The organism is Mesorhizobium sp. CA10 (assembly GCF_020165285.1).
In the GTDB taxonomy this organism is placed as follows: Bacteria; Pseudomonadota; Alphaproteobacteria; order Rhizobiales; family Rhizobiaceae; genus Mesorhizobium.
Window position 1 is genome coordinate 382,664 of sequence record NZ_JAIUHV010000004.1, and the last position, 22,401, is coordinate 405,064.

A 22,401-nucleotide genomic window follows, 5' to 3' on the forward strand; every position below is an offset into this window, starting at 1 on the left:
GAAGCGGCCGGATGAGGGGTGCTCCAGGGAATGCCCGCGTCTCACTTCGCTGGAACACCCTTCATCCGTCTCGGCGCTGCGCGCCGATCCACCTTCTCCCGCAGCAAGGGGAGAAGGAGAAGAGCTCACCCCTGCGATGGGGTAAACCGCGCCACCAGCGTGTGGCTCTCCGCCGGATAGATGAACCGTACATGGGTCACCGGATGCTCGGCGCTCCAGGTGCGGCGTTCGACCACCAGGCAGGGCGCGCTCGCGTCGATATCCAGCGCGTCGGCGATTGCTTCGTCCGCGGCCATGGCGCGGATGCGGTGCTCGGCCTCGCTCCACGGCACGCGGCCGATCAGCCAAGGGCCCGGCGCGATCTCGAGAAATTCCTCCTCGGCTGCCTCGGCCACCGCAGAAAGATTGATCAGGCGCTGCTCTAGCGCGAACGGACGTTCGCCGGCAAAATGCAGGCCCTCCAGCGCCAGCACCGGACCCGGCGCGGAAAGCCCGAGACGCGCACGGTCCTCGGCGCCACTGCGCCGCTTGAAGCGTTCCAGTCGCTCATAGCGATAGGGCAGGCCGAGCGCCTCGACCTCGATCCTGATGTCGTGCAGCTCCAGCACCGCCGCCTGCGACTGCGGCTGGCGCACGAAACTACCGGAGCGGCGGCGGCGCTCGATCAGCCCGGCCTTGGCCAACTGCGACAGCGCCTTGTTCACCGTCATGCGCGAGCAATTGTAGTGAGCCGTCAGCTCATGCTCGAAGGGGATGCGATGTCCGGGCGCCCAGGCGCCCGACAGGATCTTCTCGCGGATATCCGACAGGATGCGCTGATGCAACGAGAGGATTTCGCCGCCCTCGACATCGCCTGTCTCGACAAGGCTCATCGGATGTTCCTGTTCAGGCCTGCGACAATGCTGTCATGACTTCGCGGAACCGCTTGGCGACCGCCTCGCGCTTCGCATGCCTGCCGCCGCTGACCTGCTTCTTGCCATGCACCCAGACGCAATCGACCTTGCTGCCATTGGCAAAGATCCAGGCGTCGAGGATCGAATCGCCTGTCTTGCCGGAGAGCGATGGATGATTTTGGTCGAGCGAGACGAGATCGGCAGGGCAGCCGGCGGCAATTTGCGCCGGACCGGCGCCGAGCGCCTGGCTGCCGCCGTCGAGCGAAGCATCGAACAGGGCACGCCCCGTCGATCCGCCAGCGCGGGCTAGCACGTTGCGGGCGCGATGGGCGAGGCGCTGCGAATATTCGAGCTGCCGAAGCTCGTCCGGCAGGCCGATCAGCACATTGGAGTCGGAGCCGACGCCAAAGCGGCCGCCATGCTCGATGAACAGTGGCGCCGCGAACGTACCGTCACCGAGATTGGCTTCGGTGATCGGACAGAGTCCGGCGACGGCGCCGGTCCGGGCCATGGCAATCGTCTCGGCCCCGGTCATATGGGTGGCGTGGACCAGGCACCAGCGCTTGTCGACTTTGGCGTTGGCCAGCAGGAATTCGACCGGACGCTTGCCCGACCAGGCGACGCAGTCCTCGACTTCCTTCATCTGCTCGGCGACATGGATGTGGATCGGCCCGTCCGGCGCCATCGCGGCGACCGCATCGAGTTCGTCCGGCGTTGCGGCGCGCAGGCTGTGGGGCGCAACGCCGACGACGGCCTGCTCCAATGAGCGAACGCCCTCGCGGCTTTTCTCAAGCAGACGTCCGAAGCGCTCGACATCACTGATGAATCGCCGCTGCCCTTCGTTGGGAGCGGCGCCGCCGAGGGCCGAATGGGCATAGAAGACCGGCAGCAGTGTCAGACCAATGCCGGTGTCTGAGGCGGCAGCCGCGATCCGCTCTGCCATTTCAGCGATATTGGCGTAAGGCTTTCCGTCGCGATCATGGTGGAGGTAGTGGAACTCGCCGACGCGCGAAAAGCCGGCCTCCAGCATTTCGACATAGAGCTGCGCCGCCACAGCCTCGACCTGGTCCGGCGTCATCGACAGCGCGAAGCGGTACATCACTTCGCGCCAGCTCCAGAAACTGTCGGCCGAAGGTCCGCGCAATTCGGCCAGACCCGCCATGCCTCGCTGGAAGGCGTGGCTGTGCAAATTGGGCATGCCGGGCATGACGATGGCGTGGCGCTCGTCGCCGGCTTGCACGGAAGCGCTGGCCTCGACCTTCGAGATGCGGCCGCCGTCGAAAGCGATCCTCACATTGCTTTGCCAGCCGTCGGGCAGAAGCGCCTGTTCCGCAAAGATCGCCGTCACCTGCGTCTCCAAATCTCGATGCGTGAGCGACGATATTGCTTGCGTCGCGTTTCAATATGTATATACATAATTAACATCCTTTCAAATGGAAAAGATGATGGGTGGAGCAAACAACAGGAGCGGCCATCGGGTTTGGCGCAATGCCCGCCTGGCGACCATGGCCGAGGGTGCGGCCGGTCTCGGCATCGTCGAGAAAGGCGCGGTCGCCGCGCGCGACGGGCTTATTCTCTATGCCGGCCCCGAAGCCGAGATGCCGGCTGCGGCCGGGCAGGGCGCCGAGACCGTCGATTGCGCTGGACGTTGGATCACCCCCGGCCTGATCGACTGTCACACGCATCTTGTCTATGCGGGAAACCGCGCCAACGAGTTCGAGATGCGGCTGGCCGGCGCCACTTATGAAGAAGTGGCCCGCGCCGGCGGCGGCATTGTCTCCTCGGTCAAGTCGCTGCGCGCAGCGAGCGAGGACGAGCTTGTCGCCCAGACGCTGCCGCGGCTCGACGCGCTGATCGCCGAAGGCGTCACCACCGTCGAGGTCAAGTCCGGCTACGGCCTAGACCTCGAGAACGAGAAGAAGTCGCTGCGCGCCGCCCGCCGGCTGAGCAACGAGCGCCCCGTCATGGTCCGCACGACATGTCTCGCCGCCCACGCGCTGCCGCCGGAAGCCAAGGGCGACAAGGATGCCTTCATCGATCTCGTCTCCGGCACGATCCTGCCGCAAGTCGCCGCCGAAAAGCTCGCCGACGCGGTCGATGGGTTCTGCGAGGGCATCGCCTTCTCGCCGGAGCAAATGGCGCGCGTGTTCGATAAGGCCAAGGCGCTCGGCCTGCCGGTAAAACTCCACGCCGACCAACTCTCCAACCTGCACGGCGCAGCGCTTGCCGCCCGCTATGGCGCACTATCGGCCGACCATCTCGAATATACGGACGAGGGAGGCGCCGAAGCGATGGCCAAGGCCGGCACCGTGGCGACCATCCTGCCCGGCGCTTACTACTTCATCCGCGAGACCCAGAAGCCGCCGGTCGATCTTTTTCGCCGCCACGGCGTGAAGATGGCTGTCGCCACCGACTCCAATCCCGGCACGTCGCCGCTCACTTCGCTGCTGCTCACCATGAACATGGCCGCGACGCTGTTCGGCATGACCGTCGACGAATGCCTCGCCGGCGTCACCCGCGAGGCCGCGCGGGCGTTGGGCTTGCTTGAACAGACCGGCACGCTGGAAGCCGGCAAATCGGCCGATCTCGCCATCTGGGATATCGAGCGTCCGGCCGAACTCGTCTACCGCATGGGCTTCAACCCGCTCCATGCCCGTATCTGGAGAGGACAATGACGGAACTTACCCTGACGCCCGGCAACGCCACGCTAGCCGACTGGCGCGCCATCTATCGCGGCGCCGTGCCGAAGCTCGACGATGCCTGCCGGCCGAAAGTCAAGGCCAGCGCCGAGGCGGTCGCCCGCATCCTCGCCAAGGGCGAACCGGTCTATGGCATCAACACCGGCTTCGGTAAATTGGCGAGCGTCCGCATCCCGGCAAACGACCTCGAAACGCTCCAGCGCAACATCGTGCTCTCGCATGCCGCTGGCATCGGCGAGCCGATGCCTGTCGCCGTGGTGCGGCTGATGATGGCGCTGAAGCTCGCCAGCCTTGCCCAGGGCGCATCCGGCGTGCGGCCCCAGACCATCGAATTGCTGGAAGCAATGCTCGCCAACGACGTCATTCCGGTCGTGCCCGCGCAAGGCTCGGTCGGCGCTTCCGGCGACCTCGCGCCGCTTTCGCATATGACCGCCGTCATGATCGGCGTCGGCGAATGCTTTACCCCGCATGGCCGGTTCCCGGCCAAGGTGGCCTTCGTCTCGCATGGACTGGAGGCGGTGACACTAGGCGCCAAGGAGGGTCTCGCGCTGCTCAACGGCACGCAGTTCTCCACCGCCTTCGCGCTCGCCGGCCTGTTCGAGGCCGAGGTTCTTTACCAGTCGGCGCTGGTCGCCGGCGCGCTGTCGACCGATGCCGCCAAGGGTTCGGACGCCCCCTTCGACCCGCGCATCCATCTGTTGCGCAAGCATCGTGGCCAGATCGAGACCGCGGACGCGCTGCGTAATCTCATGGCCGGCAGCGCCATTCGTGAATCACACCGTGTCGGCGACGAGCGCGTGCAGGATCCGTACTGCCTGCGCTGCCAGCCGCAGGTGATGGGCGCTGCGCTCGACGTGCTGCGCAAGGCCGCCGACACGCTCGAGACGGAAGCCAACGGCGTCACCGACAACCCGCTGATCTTCGCGGAGGACGACACCGCGCTGTCAGGCGGCAATTTCCACGCCGAGCCGGTGGCTTTCGCCGCCGACATGATTGCGCTTGCCGTCTGCGAGATCGGCTCGCTGTCGGAGCGTCGCATTGCCATGCTGGTCGACCCGGCATTGTCCGGCATGCCGGCCTTCCTCACGCCGAAGCCCGGTCTGAACTCCGGTTTTATGATCCCGCAGGTGACGGCGGCGGCGCTCGTTTCCGAAAACAAGCAGAAGGCCTACCCGGCGAGCGTCGATTCCATTCCGACGTCGGCAAACCAGGAAGATCATGTCTCGATGGCCGCCCACGGCGCGCGCCGGCTGCTCGGCATGATCGAGAATGCGACCGCCGTCATCGGCATCGAATTGCTGGCCGCCGCGCAAGGCTGCGATTTTCACGCGCCGCTTGCATCCAGCGAGGCGCTGGAGGCGGTGCGCAAATTGGTCCGGGCCGAAGTCCCGCATCTCGACAATGACCGCCATTTCCATCCCGACATGGAGAAGGCGATCACCATGGTCCGCAGCGGCGCCGCGGTGAATGCGGCGGGTGCCGTGAAGCTGCCGGGGATCGCGGGAGCGGCATGATGGCCTCGCCAAGCTGGCTCACCGTCACCCAGGGCACCGCGCCGCTGCTGGTCTCGATCCCACACACCGGCATCGACCTCGCCGGCCTCGACTCGCGCCTCGTCTCGACTTGGCTCGGGCGGCGCGACTGCGACTGGTGGATCGACAAGCTCTATGATTTCGCCGCCGACCTCGGCGCAACCGTCGTGCACACCGCCATCTCGCGTACCGTTATCGACGTCAACCGCGATCCGACGGGCGTTTCGCTCTATCCCGGGCAGGCGACGACCACCCTTTGCCCGACAGACACTTTTGACGGGGATCCGCTCTACCGCATGGGTGAGGAGCCGAGCCCATCCGAGATCGACCAGCGCCGCGAGACCTATTTCGAGCCTTACCATGCCGCCCTGCAGGCCGAGATCGACCGGCTGCGCGGCATGCATGACAAGATCGTGCTCTATGACTGCCATTCGATCCGCTCGGTGCTGCCGCGTCTGTTCGACGGCACGCTGCCGGTCTTCAACCTTGGCACCAATGACGGCAAGAGCACCGATCCCTTGCTGCAGGAAAAAGTGGCCGCCATCCTGGCCGCGACCGGCGAGACCTGGGTGGTCAACGGCCGCTTCAAGGGCGGCTGGATCACCAGAAGCTTCGGCCGGCCCGGGAACGGCGTGCATGCGCTGCAGATGGAGCTCTCCAACCGCGGCTACATGCGCGAGCCTGCGGAAAAAGGTTCGCCGGAAAATTGGCCGGTGCCTTACGACCCAAGCTATGCCGCGCCGATCCGCGCCACGCTGAAAACAATCCTCGAAACCGCCATTGACTGGGCCGGGCGCTGACCCGCGCCGCCCGCCTTGCTTGAAAGGGACAATGATGACCGATCCTCGTCACAACATCCGTGAAGTGCGCGCCCCCCGCGGCGACAAGCTCAACGCCCGCTACTGGACGACGGAAGCGCCGCTGCGCATGCTGATGAACAACCTCGATCCCGAGGTCGCCGAGAATCCGAACGAGCTCGTCGTCTATGGCGGCATCGGCAGGGCGGCGCGCACCTGGAACGATTTCGACCGCATCGTCGCTTCGCTGAAGACGCTGGGCGAGGACGAGACGCTGCTGGTGCAGTCGGGCAAGCCGGTCGGCGTCTTCACGACCCACGCCAACGCGCCTCGCGTGCTCATCGCCAACTCCAACATCGTGCCGCACTGGGCGACCTGGGAGAAGTTCAACGAGCTCGATAGGAAGGGCCTGATGATGTACGGCCAGATGACGGCCGGCTCCTGGATCTATATCGGCACGCAGGGCATCGTTCAGGGCACCTACGAGACTTTCGTGGAAGCCGGCCGCCAGCACTACAATGGCGACCTCAAGGGCAAATGGATCCTGACCGGCGGCCTCGGCGGCATGGGCGGCGCCCAGCCTCTGGCCGCCGTCATGGCCGGCGCTTCCTGCCTCGCGATTGAGTGCAACCCGGACTCGATCGATTTCCGCTTGCGCACCCGCTATGTCGACGAGAAGGCCGAGACGCTCGACGAAGCGATGGAGATGATCAATCGCTGGACCAAGGCCGGCGAGGCGAAGTCGGTCGGGCTTCTCGGCAACGCCGCCGAGATCGTGCCGGAGATGTTCAGGCGCGGCATCCGCCCCGACATCCTCACCGACCAGACCTCGGCGCATGACCCGATCAACGGCTATCTGCCGAAGGGCTGGACGATGGCCGAGTGGCGCGAGAAGCGCATCTCGGATCCGAGGGCCGTCGAAAAGGCCGCCCGCGCTTCGATGCGCGAGCATGTCGAGGCGATGGTGGCGTTCTGGAACGCCGGCGTGCCGACACTCGACTACGGCAACAACATCCGCCAGGTCGCCAAGGACGAGGGTTTCGAGAACGCCTTTGCATTCCCGGGCTTCGTGCCGGCCTATATCCGGCCGCTGTTCTGCCGCGGTATCGGCCCGTTCCGCTGGGCCGCTCTCTCGGGTGATCCGGAAGATATCTACAAGACCGACGCCAAGGTGCGCGAGCTCACTCCCGGTAATACGCATCTCCACAACTGGTTGGACATGGCGCGCGAGCGCATCTCGTTCCAGGGATTGCCGGCGCGCATCTGCTGGGTCGGTCTCGGTGATCGCCATCGCCTCGGCCTCGCTTTTAATGAGATGGTGGCCAAGGGCGAGCTCAAGGCGCCTGTCGTCATCGGCCGCGACCATCTCGATTCCGGCTCGGTCGCCTCGCCGAACCGCGAGACCGAAGCGATGAAGGACGGCTCCGACGCCGTTTCCGACTGGCCGCTGCTCAACGCGCTGCTCAACACCGCGTCGGGCGCGACCTGGGTGTCGCTGCACCATGGCGGCGGCGTCGGCATGGGCTTCTCGCAGCATGCCGGCATGGTCATCGTCGCCGACGGCACGGCTGACGCGGCAAAGCGCCTGGAGCGCGTGTTGTGGAACGATCCGGCGACCGGCGTCATGCGCCATGCCGATGCCGGCTACGACATCGCCATCCAGTGCGCCAAGGAGCACCAACTGAACCTGCCGGGCATTCTGGGCTAGAGCATGATGCCGAAAAGTGTGAAGCGGTTTTCGGACAACATCATGCTCCTCACCAAAAAGACAGAGCCGGACGATTTCAGGTCGAATCGACTTGAAATCGTCCGGGTCTGAGCCGAATGCGAATCCTTCGTGCCGCCGATTACCGCGTCATGCCGTGGAAGAATGGCGGCGGCACGACGACCGAAATCGCCGTTTCGCCCGGCGGCGCCGGGCTCGAGGATTTCGACTGGCGCGTCTCGATGGCCCGCGTCGAAACCAGCGGGCCGTTCTCAAGCTTCGCAGGCATAGACCGGACATTGTCGGTGCTGGAAGGTGAGGGGATTGTCCTCGACGTCGCCGGCCGGCCGCCGCTGCGGCTGACCTCGGCTTCGGCGCCGCTCGCCTTTCCGGGCGACATACCCACCGGCGCGGCGCTGATCGGAGGTCCAATCACCGATCTCAACGTCATGACGCGCCGTGGCCGCATGGTCCATGAGGTCGAGCGCCGGTCTTTCACCGCCGAGATTCGGATCGCGCCGCGCGCCGACACCACGCTCGTTCTTGCCGTCGGCGCCGGCGCCACCCTCTTCACGGACGATGCGTCGAGCCTCGGACCGCTCGACACGCTGATCCTCGACCGCGACAGCCCGGAAATGCGGCTTCAGCCCAAGGGGCCGGGCCTGCTTTTCGTGATCGGGCTCCACCGCCTCGCGGCCAACCATTAACGGCTGTTGCCAAACATGATCGCGGCTCGGGCGAATTATCGCCCGGCCCCTTGCATGTATCACGAAAAAGCCCGAATCCTTGCCCTGATCCAACCGGGGGCGGAGAGCGAGGGGCGGTCGCCCACAAGCTGTCGAAAGGGCACGCCCCGGTTGTGGTGCGCAAAACAAACTTTCGGCCGATCAGTGATGCAACCAATTGCAATTGAACCGGTTTTAGGGCCATTGCCGTGGCGGTGACGCCGCATTGCGCCCCCGCTTACGGAATTTTCAATGAACATTCAGACCAATCCCAACAAGATCGAACAGACAAGCGCCGGCTTCCCGGCGGCGACGGATGCGCCGATACGCTCCAATTTCCTGCCTGAGGATCGGCTGCGCGCCTTGGGCGTCGCGCTCGCCAAGGGCGAGGTCAAGGAATTGTTCGGCCTCGCTCCGTTCGAGTTTCAGGCCCGCATCCGCGACAGCGCCAAGAAGATTCTCGAAGTCTACCGCTCGACCAATGCCGCGCAGGCCAAGGGCGAGACCATCACGCCGGCCGCGCAATGGCTGCTCGACAACAATTATCTGGTCGAGGAGACCATCTTCCAGGTCAAGCGCGACCTGCCGCGCCGCTTCTACCGGCAGTTGCCGACGCTCACGCTCGGCGACGGCACGGTGCTGCCACGCGCCTTCGTCGTGGCCTGGAGCTATGTCGAGCATTCCGACAGCTCCGTCTCGGCCAACATGTTCAAGGCGATCGTCGAGGGTTTCCAGTCGGTCGAGCCGATGAAGATCGGCGAGCTCTGGGCGCTGCCGTCGCTGCTGCGCTTCGTGCTGATCGAGAATCTGCGCCGCATCGCCGTGCGCGTCGAGCGCACCAGGCAGATGCGCCAGACCGCCAACGAGGTCGCCGACCGGGTTCTGGCGACCGACGATAATGCCGACCGCACCAGGATCCTGTCGCACTACAGCGCGCATGCGCAGGACACCACTTTCGCCACCCAACTGCTCTATCGCCTGCGCGACGGGTCGCAGAACGCCGGCCGCGCGCTGGAATGGCTGGAAGGCGAGCTCGAAAAGACCGGTTCCGATGCCGAGGAGATCATCATCTCCGAGCATCAGACGCTGTCCTCGGGCAATGTCACCACCGGCAACATCATTCGCGGTCTGCGCCTCATCAATGACGTCGACTGGACGGTCTGGTTCGAGGGCGTCAGCCGCATCGACACGCTGCTGCGCGACAAGACGGATTTCGCCAACCTCGATTTCTTCTCACGCGACCAGTACCGCACCGCGATCGAACAGCTGGCGCGCCGCTCGCATCTTTCCGAGTACCGCGTCGCCGAAAAGGCGATCGAGCTTGCCGGCCACACGCCCGGCCTCACCGATGCGTCCGGCGTGCCGGAAACAGCGGACCCCGCGGTGCACACCGATGTCGGCTTCTTCCTGGTCGGCCCGCGCCGGCAGGAGCTGGAAAGGGCGATCGGCTACCGGCCGCCTTTCTATGTGACCTTCAAACGAGGTTTTGCCAGCGCCGGCTGGCTCGGCATCGTCGTGCCGGTTTTCCTTTTGACGGCGCTGCTGCTGGTGCTGTCGGGCAAAGCGCTCGTCAATCTCGGCCTGTCGGTGGAATCGATCACGCTGATGCTGGCGCTGTTCGCCGTTCCAGCCAGCGAAGGCGCGCTGGCCTTCTTCAACACCGTGGTGGCGCTGTTCCTGAAGCCGACCAGGCTTGTCGGCTACGATTACAACAAGCACGGCATCCCGGCCGAATCGCGCACCTTGGTCGTGGTGCCTTCGCTGATCGGCTCGCGCGACGACGTCGAGGAAAACATCCGCAACATCGAGGTGCACCACCTCGCCAACACGGCGGACGAGATCCGTTTCGCGCTGTTGTCCGACTGGCCGGATTCCAAGACCGAGATCGACGTCGCCGACATCGAGATCCTGCAATATGCCCGCGACGAGATCGCCAGGCTCAATGCCCGCTATCCGTCCGAAGGTTCGCCGCGCTTCTACCTCTTGCATCGCCGCCGGCTCTATAACCAGGCTCAGGGCTGCTGGATGGGCTGGGAGCGCAAGCGCGGCAAGCTGCATGAGCTGAACCTTCTTTTGCGTGGCGACAGCGACACTACCTTCCTGCCGCTCGATGTGCCGCTGCCGGAAAACGTCGTCTATGTGATGACGCTCGACGCCGACACGCGCACCACGCGCGACGCGGTTTCGGACCTGGTCGGCAAGCTCGCCCATCCGCTGAACCGCCCGCATTTCGATCCGGTCAAGCGCATCGTCACCGCCGGCTACACCATCCTGCAGCCGCGCATCACCGCTTCGCTCACCAGCGGCGACGACGCCTCCTTCTTCCAGCGTGTCTTCTCGGCCAATCGCGGTCTCGACCCCTATGTCTTCGCGGTCTCCGACCTCTACCAGGACGTCTTCGGCGACGGCTCCTTCACCGGCAAGGGCCTCTACCATATCGACGCCTTCGAAGCGGCGCTGAAGAACCGCATCGACGAAAACACCATCCTCAGCCACGATCTGCTCGAAGGCGCGCTGGCACGCGCCGCGCTGGTCACCGACGTCGAGCTGGTCGAAGACTATCCGACCCGCTACTCGGTCGACGCCTCGCGCCACCACCGCTGGGCGCGCGGCGACTGGCAGCTGCTCGGCTACATCTTCGACCCGCGCTCCGGCGTGCCTGCGCTGTCGCGCTGGAAGATGGTCGACAATCTGCGCCGCTCGGTCACCCCGATCTTCTGGGTCATGGCCTGCGTTGCCGGCTGGACGCTGCTGCCCTTCACCCAGGCGGCGCAGTGGCAGGCTCTTATGATCCTCAGCCTGTTCATGGCGCCGACCTTCGACATCGTGAACGGCATTCTGCCGAAGAGCGGCGACCAGACGCCGCGGGGCCATTTCTCCGCTTTGGCCCGCGATACCGTGTTCGGCACCGCGCTTGTGGCGTTAAAAGTGCTTTTGATGGCGCATCTCGCCTGGATGATGGGGGATGCCATCATCCGCACCATCTATCGGCTCTTCGTCAGCCGGCAAAATCTTTTGGAATGGCGTACCGCCTCGCAAGCCGCCAAAGGCGACAACGATCTGGGCGCCTATTACGGCATGATGTATGGCGCGGTGATCATCGGCGTCGTCGGCCTCGCCATTCCCGTGCTGGCCGATTCCACCGGCGCCTTCGTCGCCTTCTTCTTCGCCATCTTCTGGATCGCTTCGCCCGCCGTCGCCTGCTGGATTAGCCGCTCGGCCGAGACCGAGGACAGGCTGCGCATCTCGACCGCCGACATCCACGCGCTGCGCACCTTCGCGCGCCGCACCTGGCACTATTTCGAGACCTTCGTGACGGCCGAGCAGCATCACCTGCCGCCGGATAATTTCCAGGAAAGCCCGGCGCCGGTTGTGGCGCCGCGCACCTCGCCGACCAATATCGGCGTCTATCTGCTCTCGGTTGTATCGGCGCGCGATTTCGGCTGGATCAGCCTGTCGGACGCCATCACCCGCATCGACGCCACGATGACGACCATTGAGAACATGCCGCGCGACCGCGGCCATCTCTACAACTGGTATGACACCACGACACTGAAGCCGCTCTATCCGCTCTACATCTCGGCGGTCGACAGCGGCAATCTCGCTGGACATCTCGTCGCGGTGGCGGCGTCCTGCGCCGAATGGGCCGAGGCGCCTTCCGTGCATCTGCAGGGCGATTTCGAAGGCATCATCGACACCGTCACCATCCTTGACGAGAGCCTGGACGAGCTGCCGGACGACCGTCGGCAACTGCGGCCGCTGCGCCAGCGCCTTGCCGACCGTCTCGACGGCATGCGTCGCGCGGTGGCGACCATCAAGGCGCAGCCCGAGATGGCGTCGATCCGCACCATCAACCTTGCGGTACTGGCGGGCGAAATCCGCAAGCTCGCCACCGCCATCCACACCGAGGCGGCATCGCCGAAGAGCGATGTCATCGCCGATTGGGCGGCCAGGCTGGAAGCGACCTGCGAGGCGCATGTGCACGACTCGCACAATGACGATAGCGCGGTCGCCGCTCTGCGCGCCAAGCTGCTCGCCTTGCGCGAGCGCTGTCGCCGCTACGCCTTCGAGATGGATTTTTCCTTCCTGATGCGGCAGGAGCGCAAGCTGCTCTCGATCGGTTACCGCGTCGAGGAGCGCCAGCTCGACGAGAGTTGCTACGATCTGCTTGCTTCCGAGGCGCGGCTCACCAGCCTGTTCGCCATCGCCAAGGGCGACCTGCCGACCGAACACTGGTTCCGTCTGGGACGGCCAATCGTCGAGATCGGCTTCCAGGGCGCGCTGATGTCCTGGTCGGGCTCGATGTTCGAGTATCTGATGCCGCCGCTGGTGATGAAGGAGCCGCAGGGCTCGATCCTCAACCAGACCAGCAAGCTCATCATCAAGCGCCAGATCCAGTATGCGCGTTCCAAGAACGTGCCCTGGGGCATTTCGGAAGCGGCCTACAACGCCCGCGACCGCGAGCTCACCTATCAGTACACCAATTTCGGCGTGCCCGGGCTCGGCCTGAAGCGCGGCCTTGGCCAGAACACCGTGATTGCGCCCTACGCGACGATCCTGGCCGCACAGTTCAATCCGCGCGAGGCGGTGCAGAACCTGCAGCGGCTGCGTTCGATCGGCGCGCTCGGCCGTCACGGCTTCTACGACGCGGTCGATTTCACGCCGCAACGCGTGCCCGAAGGCACCGACCACGCTGTGGTGCAGAACTATATGGCGCACCATTCCGGCATGACGATCGCGGCAGTAGCCGACGCTATTTTCGAGGGCCGGCTGCGCGAGCGTTTCCACAGCGACCCGGTGATCGAATCGGCCGAGCTTCTGCTGCAGGAGAAGGCGCCGCGCGACATTCCGACGGCGACCGTTAGGACGGAAGCCGACGAGCGCTCCAAGGACGAGACCGAGGCCGAGAGCCCGGATAGCCGTGTCGTGCTCGATCCGATCAAGGCGCTGCGGGCGACCAACGTCATGTCCAACGGCCGCTATTCGGTCATGGTCACCGCCACCGGCTCCGGCTACAGCCGCTTAGGCGAGCTTGCCGTCACCCGCTGGCAGCCGGATCCGAGCGAGGATCGCCTCGGCTCCTATATCTTCCTGCGCGACGCGGCGACCGGCGACTGGTGGTCCGCCACCGCGGAGCCGAAGCGCGCCGAGGGCGAGCGCGTCCAGACGCTGTTTGGCGACGACAAGGCGAGCTTCACCAAGACGGTGGGTTCGCTGCGTTCGGAAGTCGAATGCATCGTCATTTCAGAAGGCAATGGCGAAGGCCGCCGCATCACGCTCTACAATGACGGCGCCACCGACCGGCACATCGAAGTGACTTCCTTCGCCGAGCTGGTGCTCGGCAACGAGACTTCGGACAACGCGCATCCGGCGTTCTCCAAGATGTTCGTCGAGACCGAGATCGCGCCGAACAACAGCGCGATCTTCGCCACAAGGCGCAAGCGCGACAACAACGATCCCGACCTCACCATGGTGCATTTCGTCACCGACCCGTCCGGCCCGTCGCGCGATGCCGAGGCCGAGACCGACCGGCGCGCCTTCATCGGCCGTGGCCGCACCATCGCCGATGCCGTCGCCTTCGACCCCGGCGTCAGGCTTTCGGGCAGCCAGGGCTTCACCCTCGACCCGGTGGCGGCGCTGCGTCGCCAGGTGCGCGTTCCGGCCAACAAGAAGATATCGCTGACCTTCTGGACCGCCGTCGGCGCCAATCGCGGCGAGCTCGACGAGGCGATCGCCCGTCTCGACCACCAGGAGAGCTTCGCCCGCCAGGCCATGCTTGCCTGGACGCGCAGCCAGGTGCAGACGCGCCATCTGGGGCTCAGCCTCACCGACGCCGCCAATGTGCAGAAGCTGGCGCGCTATTTGATCTATCCCGATCCGTTCCTGCGCCTGCCGGCGGAATCCATAGCGTCGGGCCTCGGCCGCCAGTCGAGTCTGTGGCCGACCAGCATCTCCGGCGATTTCCCGATCTTCCTCGTGCGCATCGGCGACGTCGCCGATCTCGAGATCGTCGCCCAGGCGCTCCGCTTCCAGGAATATATGCGGGCGCGGGGCATGATGATCGACTTCGTCGTCGTCAACGAGCAGGCCTCGTCCTATGTGCAGGACCTGCAGCGCGCGGTGGAGACGCTGTGCGAGAACAGCCGCCTGCGCGGCCGTGAGCTCGGGCCCCGCCAGCACATCTTCGCGGTGCGTCGCGACCTGATGGACGAGCCGACCTACAAGACCTTGCTGTCTGTGGCGCGGGTCGTGCTGCACACCCGCAACGGCACGATCTTCGATCAGCTCGAACGTGCCGAGACGGCGGCGCTCCAGGCTCGCGACGCCTTGATGCAGGCCGAGGGCGGCACGCCGCGCGAGCCCGTTCCGCCGCTCCCCTTGCCGGTGCCGGCAAGCCGAGGCGGAGCCGATATCGCCGCCGACGGCAGCGGTCTCAGCCTCTGGAACGGCTTTGGCGGCTTCGACGGCGACGGCCGCCACTATGTGACGCGGCTGACCGGCCGGCGTTCGACGCCGCAGCCCTGGATCAACGTCATCTCCAACGCCTCGTTCGGCTTCCACGTCTCGGCCGAAGGCGCCGGCTTCACCTGGAGCCGCAACAGCCGCGACTACCAGCTGACGCCGTGGTCGAACGACCCAGTGTCGAACCGGCCAGGCGAAGGCTTCTATATTTTCGACCAATTGAGCGGCAAGGCCTTCTCGCCGATGGCTGCGACGGTTCGCGATCCGTCGATGACCTATGAGACCTGGCACGGCCAGGGCTTCTCGACCTTCCGCTCCAAGCGCGGTTCGCTGTCGATGGACCTGACGCAGGTGGTCGATCCCACCGATCCTGTGAAGATCACCCGGCTGCGCATCCAGAATGCCGGCCCGGCGCCGGCGCGGCTGCGCATTTACGCCTATGCCGAATGGGTGCTGGGCGGCCATCGCTCGCGCACGGCGGCGACCATCGTGCCGTCGCGCGATGCTGCCACCGGCGCTATGCTGGCGCAGAATCCCTATGGCCTCGACTTCGGCGAGCGTGTCGCGTTCCTGGCAGCCAGCCATCCTGTCCATTCGGTAACCGCCGACCGCAGCGAGTTCATCGGCAGGCACGGCACGACCGAATATCCGCAGGCCGTGCTTGGCGGGCTTGCGCTTTCCGGCCGCATCGAGGCGGGCGACGATCCTTGCGCTGTTGTCGCCAGCGACATCGACATTCCCGTCGGCGGCGACGTGACACTGTCCTGGCTGCTTGGCGACGCTGCCACGCCCGCCGAGGCGAGCGCGCTGGTGCAGACCCATCGCGGCAAGGATTTCGATCAGCGCCTGGCCGATAACGAGCGCGTCTGGCGCGGCTTCCTCGACACCATCCAGGTTGAGACGCCCGACGAAGCAATGAACGCCATGGTCAACCATTGGCTGCCTTACCAGAGCCTGGCCTGCCGCATCCGCGCGCGCTCGGCCTTCTACCAGGCGAGCGGCGCGTTCGGCTTCCGCGACCAGTTGCAGGACACGCTCTCGCTTCTGGCGCATGACTCGAAGCTGGCGCGCGACCAGATCCTCAACGCGGCGCGCCGGCAATTTCCGGAAGGCGACGTGCAGCATTGGTGGCTGCCGCGCACCGATGCCGGGGTGCGCACGATGATCTCGGACGACGTCGTCTGGCTGGCGCATGCGACGGCCCGCTACATCGAGGTGACGGGCGACGCCGGTATCCTCAAGGAGCAGTTGCCCTTCATCGACGGGCAGCAGCTCGGCGAGGGCGAGCATGACGCCTTCTTCACGCCGGAGATCACCAAGAACACCGCGCCGCTCTATGAACATTGCGCGCGGGCGCTCGATCTCGCGATCAAGCGCAGCAGCCCCGCTGGCCTGCCGCTCATCCTTGGCGGCGACTGGAACGACGGCATGAACCGTGTCGGCGAGGGCGGCAAGGGCGAGAGCGTGTGGCTGGGCTGGTTCCTGCTGAAGACGCTCACCGACTTCGCGCCTGTCGCCAAAGGGCAGGGCGACACCAAGCGGGCGCAGGCCTGGACCAAGCATGCGGACGCGCTGAAACGGGCCCTGGAAAGCACCGCCTGGGACGGCCAGTGGTACCGGCGCGGCAGCTTCGACGACGGCACGCCGCTCGGCTCGCATAATTCGGACGAGTGCAGGATCGATTCCATCGCCCAGTCCTGGAGCGTGCTGTCGGGCGAGGGCGATCCTGCCCGTTCGACGACGGCTATGGAACAGGCGACCAAGATGCTGGTCGATGACGAGCTCAAGATCGTCAAGCTGTTCACGCCGCCCTTCTCGAAAAGCGAGAAGGATCCCGGCTATATCAAGAGCTATCCGCCGGGGGTGCGCGAGAATGGCGGCCAATACACCCATGCCGCGACCTGGTTCGTCATCGCGCTGGCTGAAATGGGCCGCACCGACGAGGCTTATCGCTGCTTCTCGATGCTGAACCCGGTCAACCACGCTTCGGACGAGGCGGCGGCCGAGCACTATCGCGTGGAACCCTATGTCGTGGCCGCCGACATCTATGCCGGCGAAGGCAAGGGCGGCCGCGGCGGCTGGACCTGGTACACGGGCTCGGCCGGCTGGCTTTACCGCGCCGCGGTGGAGGGCATTCTCGGCATCGAGCGGCGCGGCAAGGAGATCACGTTTAGGCCGAAGCTGCCCGGGCACTGGGACGGCTACGCCGCGACGCTCAAGATGTTCGACGGCGAGATCAAGCTTCGTGTTATCCGCGACAAAAAGACCAAGTCGATCTCGCTAGAAGTCGATGGTTCGAAGAAAAAATCGGCCTCTTTCGAGCCGAAAGCCGGCGACAAGACCGAGGTCGTCGTCAGGATACCTGCGTAAAATCAAAGGTTTGGTTCGTCGGCCGCGCATCTTTCGGGGTGCGCGGCCGACGCCCTTTTTACTTGGCGCGGCCTCTCGCGCCCGATCGCGCGCCTTCCTTTAGGGCAGCCTAAGCAAGCAGCTTGTGATTAAAAATGTGGCAGCGCGGGGCAGGTGCCATTATTTTGCCGCAAGCCTGACATTTCACCTTTTATCTCAAACCGTTAGGTGATCACGTCAGATTTCGTACCGTCGTCATCTTTTGTTCGCTAAATGGGAACGGAAGCGATAGACGACGCATTGTTTCGCGACACGTTAACCGATACGTGTCAGAAAATGGTGCGGTGCACAATTCGGGCATTGAGCACAGACAAGAGTTTGGCGGAGTAGCTGAAGTGTCACTTCTGCAGATCTACTTTAGAGCGCTGGGTTATCTGGCGTCCGACAAGAAGCGCGTTGCGCTGATTTGCGGCGCCAACGTCGCGCTCGCGGCGATCGCGATCCTTGAGCCCATCCTGCTGGGCCGGGTGATCGGTGCCATCTCCGAAAAAGGCGCGGTGTTTTCGACGCTCGCCGTCTGGGCCGCTCTTGGTGCCTTCAACGTCGTCGCCTTCGTGCTGGTGGCGCGCGGCGCCGACCGCTTCGCCCATGCCCGCCGCTCCGAGGTGCTGTGCCAGTCCTTCGAGCGCGTCATCACCATGCCGCTTGCCTGGCACCATCAGCGCGGCACATCCAATTCGCTGCACACGCTGCTGCGCGCGGTCGAGACCCTGTTCAGCCTGTGGCTCGAATTCATGCGCGTGCATCTCTCGACGGCCATCGCGCTGGTGCTGCTGGTTCCGACCGCGCTGTCCATGGACATCCGCATGTCCGTCGTGCTGCTTGGCCTTGGCGTGCTCTATGTCGGTATCGGCCGCCTCGTCATGCGCCGCACCAAGTCCGGGCAGACTGCCGTCGAACGCCACTACCACACCGTGTTTGCCCACGTGACCGACAGCGTCAGCAACGTTGCCGTGCTGCAGAGCTACAATCGCATCGGCCACGAGACCGCGACGCTGAAGCGCTATGTGAAGGATCTGCTCGACGCCCAGAACCCGGTGCTCGACTGGTGGGCAATCGCCAATGCGCTGAACCGTCTGTCGTCGACCATCTCGATGATGATCGTGCTCTCGATCGGCGCTTATCTCGTCACCCGTGGCCAGCTCCGCGTCGGCGATGTCGTTGCCTTCACCGGCTTTGCCGGAATGCTGATCGCCCGTCTCGACCAGATGTCGGCCTTCACCACCCAGATTTCCGAGGCTCGTGCCAAGCTCGAGGAGTTCTATCGCCTCGAGGATTCGGCTGCCGAGACCGCCGAGCCCGACGGATTGCGCGAGTTGACCAACGTCACCGGTCACGTTCGCTTCGAGGATGTCAGCTTCGAGTTCGCCAATTCGGGCCACGGCATCGAGGACGTCTCCTTCGAGGTCCAGGCCGGCCAGACGGTCGCCATCGTCGGTCCGACCGGCGCCGGCAAGACGACGCTCATCAATCTCTTGCAGCGCGTCTTCACGCCCGCCAGCGGCCGCATCCTGATCGACGGGATCGACACCCGCACGGTGACCCGCAAGTCGCTGCGCCATTCGATCGCCACCGTCTTCCAGGACGCCGGCCTGCTCAACCGCTCGATCGAGGACAACATCCGTGTCGGCCGCGCCGATGCCAGCAATGACGAGGTTCACGCCGCCGCCAATGCCGCCGCCGCCCAGGACTTCATCCTGGCCAAGAGCGGTGGCTACGACACCGTCGTCGGCGAGCGCGGCGGCCAGCTCTCGGGCGGCGAGCGCCAGCGTATCGCCATCGCCCGCGCCGTGCTCAAGGATGCACCGATCCTGGTGCTCGACGAGGCGACCAGCGCGCTCGACGTCGAAACCGAGGATCGCGTCAAGGAGGCCATCGACGAGCTGCGCCGCAACCGCACGACCTTCATCATCGCCCACCGCCTGACCACGGTCCGCGACGCCGACCTCGTCGTCTTCATGGACAAGGGCAGGGTGGTCGAGATGGGCGGCTTCACCGAGCTGTCGCTGCGCAACGGCCGCTTCGCCGCCCTGCTGCGCGCCGGCGGCCTGCTCAACGACGAGGAAGTCCGCCGCCTCAGCCGTCCGGTGACGGAAGCGGCGTAAGGCAGAACGCTTCTCCCTTCTCCCCTTGTGGGAGAAGGTGGATCGGCGCGATAGCGCCATGAGGGGTGTTCCAGCGGAGTGAGACGCTGGCTTTTCTGGAACACCCCTCATCCGTCGCCTTCGGCGACACCTTCTCCCACAAGGGGAGAAGGGAAAGCGCGACACTCCCCCGATTGCCCCAGGCCAATCTCCGGTCTATTTAGGTTGGCATGAGCGACACCACCTCACGCTTGAGCGCCTGGGCCGATCTCGCCAATCCGACGCGCTTCGTCGGGTTGGCGGACAAAGTCGTTCCATGGCTGGCGGCGGTCACGGCGATTCTGCTCGCCGTCGGCCTCTACATGAGCTTCACCGCGCCGGAGGATTTCCAGCAGGGCATCACCGTGCGCATCATGTATATTCACGTGCCTTTCGCCTGGCTCGCCATGATGTGCTACACGATCATGGCGATCTCGGCGCTGGGCACGCTGGTCTGGCGCCATCCGCTGGCCGATGTGGCCCTGAAAGCGGCGGCCCCGATCGGCGCCACCTTCACCGCGCTGGCGCTCATCACCGGCTCCATCTGGGGCAAGCCGATGTGGGGCACCTGGTGGGTATGGGACGCGCGGCTGACCTCGGTCTTCGTGCTTTTCCTGATGTATCTCGGCATCATAGCGCTGACCCGCGCGCTGGACGATGCCGGCCGCGCCGCCTGGGCCGCCGCCATCATCACGCTGGTCGGCTTCATCAACATCCCAATCATCAAATTCTCGGTCGATTGGTGGAACACGCTGCACCAGCCGGCCTCCGTGTTCCGGCTCGGCGGCCCGACCATCGATCCCTCGATGCTGTGGCCGTTGGCCGTGATGGCGCTCGGCTTCACCGTGCTGTTCTTCGCGCTGCACCTGATGGCCATGCGCACGGAGATTTTCAGGCGCCGCGTGACCGCGATGCGCAGGGTTGCCGCGCGGCAGGCGGAGCGCACTTGACCTTCTCCCCTTGTGGGAGAAGGTGGATCGGCGCGCAGCGCCGAGACGGGGTGTTCCAGCGGAGTGAGATGCTGGCTTTCCCTGGAGCACCCCTCATCCGGCCGCTTCGCGGCCACCTTCTCCCACAAGGGGAGAAGGTCAACGCGCGTTTCACCCCATCCGTCCCCTTGCCGCCACCGGCAGCGTTTCCAGCACCTTGTCGCCGTCGATCAGATGCACCTGGTCGAACAAATTCGTTACCACGCAGCAATGATCGGGAACGACGCGCACGCGTTCGCCGATGCGCAAGGCGCCGCCCGATAGCGTGACGGTGCCGTGCTCTTCGCTCAAGCCCGTGACGCGGGCGCCCGGTACGCCGAGCAGCTCGCCGAAGTCAGGCAGGCCCAGCGTGTCGGAGGACAGCGCCTTGCTGCCGCTATCGACGATGGCGCGCGTCGCCGTCGGATGGCTGACCACGGTTGCCAGCACGGTCAGCGCGCAGTCGTCCAGCGTTCCGACGCCTTTGGCGACCTGGTAGCGGTCGAGATAGATGTAGGTGCCGGGCCGGTATTCGGTGACGACGCTGTCCTCGCCGGAGCGCCACATGTCCGGCGTGCCGCCGCTGGAGATGCGTTCGCATTCGAGCCCCGCCGCGGCAAGCGTGCCGCGCGCGGTCGTCAGCCAGGCGTCCGCCTCGGCGGCGCGCCCCGCCGCCGGATAGGTCATCAATCCGCCGAAGGCGAGGCCCTTGGCCTGTTCGATCATTTTCGCCAGCGTCAGCGCTTCGTCGGCGCTCTGCACGCCGCAGCGGCCCATGCCGGTGTCGCACTCGACCAGCACCTGCAGCGGATGGCCGGCGTCGGTGAAGGTGGCGGCAAGGCCCTCCAAAGTATCACGGCTGTCCGCCGTCACCGACAGCGTCACGCGCCCGTGCAGCGCCTTCAGCCGCTCCAGCTTGGCGCGACCAAGGATGTTGTAAGGGAGAAAAATGTCGGTCAGCCCGGCATCGGCCATCACCTCGGCCTCGCCGATCTTCTGGCAGGTGATGCCGACGGCGCCCGCCGCCACCTGCTTCTTCGCCCAGTAAGGCAGCTTGTGCGTCTTGATATGCGGGCGGAGCTTCAGCCCGTGAGCATCCGCATGGGCCTGCGCTTTCTTGATGTTCGCCTCGGCGCGGGCAGCATCGATGAGGATCGCCGGTGTGTCGAGATCGGCTATGCTTGCCATGAGATCACCCGTCCGAGCATGTCTTCCGCGCGGCGATCCGCTGTGGGACAAAGACATTGCGTTAAAACAAATCAGTTGGGTTATGGCCCCGAACGAAGCCCATGTCACGGGGCCAGATCCGCCGGTTTGCGTCGACAGAGGACCGGCATTGGGCTATTCGGAAGGACGGATTTCAGCAGGCGGCGGCCGGAAGGAAGAGAACCCATGAAGCGCTCCAAGATCAACGACATCATCCGCGAAGCCGACGCCTTCATCCGCTCCTTCGGCTATATCATGCCGCCCTTCGCCTATTGGTCGCCGGAAGAGATGAAGGCGCATAAGGGCGACTCCCCGGCCATCTTCACCTCCCGTCTCGGCTGGGACATCACCGACTACGGCCAGGAGAAGTTCGACGAGCTCGGCCTGTTCCTGTTCACAGTGCGCAACGGTCGTTACGAGGACATGAAGCTCGGCATGGGCATGCTTTATGCCGAGAAGATCATGATCTCGCGCAAGGACCAGCTCTCGCCGATGCACCGCCACAACATCAAGGCCGAGGACATCATCAACCGAGGCGGCGGCAAGCTGGTGCTGGAATTGTTCATGCACGACCGCGACGGCGGCATCGACCCCAAGGCCGAAGTCTCGGTGCCGGTCGACGGCACCATGACCAGACTGCCGGCAGGCGGGCTGCTGAAGCTCGATCCGGGCCAGAGCGTGACGCTGCTGCCCGGCGTCTGGCACGCCTTCTGGGCCGAGGGCAAGGATGTGCTGATCGGCGAGGTCTCGACGGTCAATGACGACCTCACCGACAATGTCTTCCGCGATCCGATCGGCCGCTTCTCCAACATCGACGAGGACGTCGCCCCGCTGCATCTTTTGGTGTCGGATTACGAGAAATGGGTGGGGTAGGCTAGGGAC

12 protein-coding genes are annotated in these 22,401 nt (G+C 65.2%); 9 read left to right on the forward strand and 3 right to left on the reverse strand.

The features are described 5' to 3' along the window. Positions 1-125 precede the first annotated feature (125 nt). A complete protein-coding gene (gene hutC, locus LB535_RS12205; protein ID WP_224632332.1) occupies positions 126-872 on the reverse strand; it encodes a histidine utilization repressor in 747 nt (248 codons plus the stop codon). A 13-nt stretch (positions 873-885) separates the two neighbouring features. After that, positions 886-2,241 (reverse strand): formimidoylglutamate deiminase, encoded by a 1,356-nt coding sequence (locus LB535_RS12210; RefSeq protein WP_224632333.1) that lies wholly within the window; start codon positions 2,239-2,241, stop codon positions 886-888. A gap of 97 nt (positions 2,242-2,338) precedes the next feature. Here LB535_RS12210 and hutI point away from each other — a divergent pair, with 97 nt between their 5' ends. The 8 genes from hutI (at position 2,339) to LB535_RS12250 (ending at position 20,295) form a co-directional block, all read left to right on the forward strand. Continuing rightward, positions 2,339-3,568, forward strand: a complete 1,230-nt coding sequence (gene hutI, locus LB535_RS12215) for an imidazolonepropionase (protein ID WP_224632380.1) — start codon at positions 2,339-2,341, stop codon at positions 3,566-3,568. After that, entirely contained in the window at positions 3,565-5,106 is a 1,542-nt protein-coding gene (gene hutH, locus LB535_RS12220) for a histidine ammonia-lyase (RefSeq protein WP_224632334.1), read from the forward strand. Before hutI ends, hutH begins: the two co-directional genes overlap by 4 nt. After that, the gene (gene hutG, locus LB535_RS12225; protein ID WP_224632335.1) at positions 5,103-5,924 is read left to right on the forward strand and encodes an N-formylglutamate deformylase; all 822 of its coding nucleotides are present in this window, start codon (positions 5,103-5,105) and stop codon (positions 5,922-5,924) included. The genes hutH and hutG overlap by 4 nt, the downstream gene beginning before the upstream one ends. 31 nt (positions 5,925-5,955) lie before the next feature. Continuing rightward, complete coding sequence (gene hutU / locus LB535_RS12230) at positions 5,956-7,629, forward strand: urocanate hydratase (RefSeq protein ID WP_224632336.1); 1,674 nt, start codon at positions 5,956-5,958, stop codon at positions 7,627-7,629. A gap of 116 nt (positions 7,630-7,745) precedes the next feature. Next, positions 7,746-8,333 (forward strand): HutD family protein, encoded by a 588-nt coding sequence (locus LB535_RS12235; RefSeq protein WP_224632337.1) that lies wholly within the window; start codon positions 7,746-7,748, stop codon positions 8,331-8,333. A 270-nt stretch (positions 8,334-8,603) separates the two neighbouring features. After that, a complete protein-coding gene (locus LB535_RS12240; protein WP_224632338.1) occupies positions 8,604-17,183 on the forward strand; it encodes a GH36-type glycosyl hydrolase domain-containing protein in 8,580 nt (2,859 codons plus the stop codon). Between the two features lie 374 nt (positions 17,184-17,557). After that, complete coding sequence (locus LB535_RS12245) at positions 17,558-19,327, forward strand: glucan ABC transporter ATP-binding protein/ permease (protein ID WP_095767781.1); 1,770 nt, start codon at positions 17,558-17,560, stop codon at positions 19,325-19,327. Positions 19,328-19,536: 209 nt separating this feature from the next. Then, complete coding sequence (locus LB535_RS12250) at positions 19,537-20,295, forward strand: heme ABC transporter permease (protein WP_224632339.1); 759 nt, start codon at positions 19,537-19,539, stop codon at positions 20,293-20,295. 150 nt (positions 20,296-20,445) lie between these two features. On the opposite strand, the gene LB535_RS12255 is transcribed toward LB535_RS12250, so the two are convergent. Beyond that, positions 20,446-21,501: a D-TA family PLP-dependent enzyme gene (locus LB535_RS12255; protein WP_224632340.1), complete on the reverse strand. Its 1,056-nt coding sequence runs from the start codon at positions 21,499-21,501 to the stop codon at positions 20,446-20,448. 204 nt (positions 21,502-21,705) lie between these two features. Between LB535_RS12255 and LB535_RS12260 the strand changes: the two genes are divergently transcribed. Further along, positions 21,706-22,392 carry a D-lyxose/D-mannose family sugar isomerase gene (locus LB535_RS12260; protein ID WP_095767778.1) on the forward strand — a complete coding sequence of 229 codons (687 nt, stop codon included), beginning with the start codon at positions 21,706-21,708 and terminating at the stop codon, positions 22,390-22,392. Positions 22,393-22,401 lie beyond the last annotated feature (9 nt).

What these genes read in the sequence shown, in the direction of transcription:
- hutC (WP_224632332.1), bottom strand. Translation starts at nt 872, where the DNA reads ATGAGCCTTGTCGAGACAGGCGATGTCGAGGGCGGCGAAATCCTCTCG.
- hutI (WP_224632380.1), top strand. Translation starts at nt 2,339, where the DNA reads ATGGGTGGAGCAAACAACAGGAGCGGCCATCGGGTTTGGCGCAATGCC.
- hutH (WP_224632334.1), top strand. Translation starts at nt 3,565, where the DNA reads ATGACGGAACTTACCCTGACGCCCGGCAACGCCACGCTAGCCGACTGG.
- hutG (WP_224632335.1), top strand. Translation starts at nt 5,103, where the DNA reads ATGATGGCCTCGCCAAGCTGGCTCACCGTCACCCAGGGCACCGCGCCG.
- hutU (WP_224632336.1), top strand. Translation starts at nt 5,956, where the DNA reads ATGATGACCGATCCTCGTCACAACATCCGTGAAGTGCGCGCCCCCCGC.
- LB535_RS12235 (WP_224632337.1), top strand. Translation starts at nt 7,746, where the DNA reads ATGCGAATCCTTCGTGCCGCCGATTACCGCGTCATGCCGTGGAAGAAT.
- LB535_RS12240 (WP_224632338.1), top strand. Translation starts at nt 8,604, where the DNA reads ATGAACATTCAGACCAATCCCAACAAGATCGAACAGACAAGCGCCGGC.
- LB535_RS12250 (WP_224632339.1), top strand. Translation starts at nt 19,537, where the DNA reads ATGAGCGACACCACCTCACGCTTGAGCGCCTGGGCCGATCTCGCCAAT.
- LB535_RS12255 (WP_224632340.1), bottom strand. Translation starts at nt 21,501, where the DNA reads ATGGCAAGCATAGCCGATCTCGACACACCGGCGATCCTCATCGATGCT.
- LB535_RS12260 (WP_095767778.1), top strand. Translation starts at nt 21,706, where the DNA reads ATGAAGCGCTCCAAGATCAACGACATCATCCGCGAAGCCGACGCCTTC.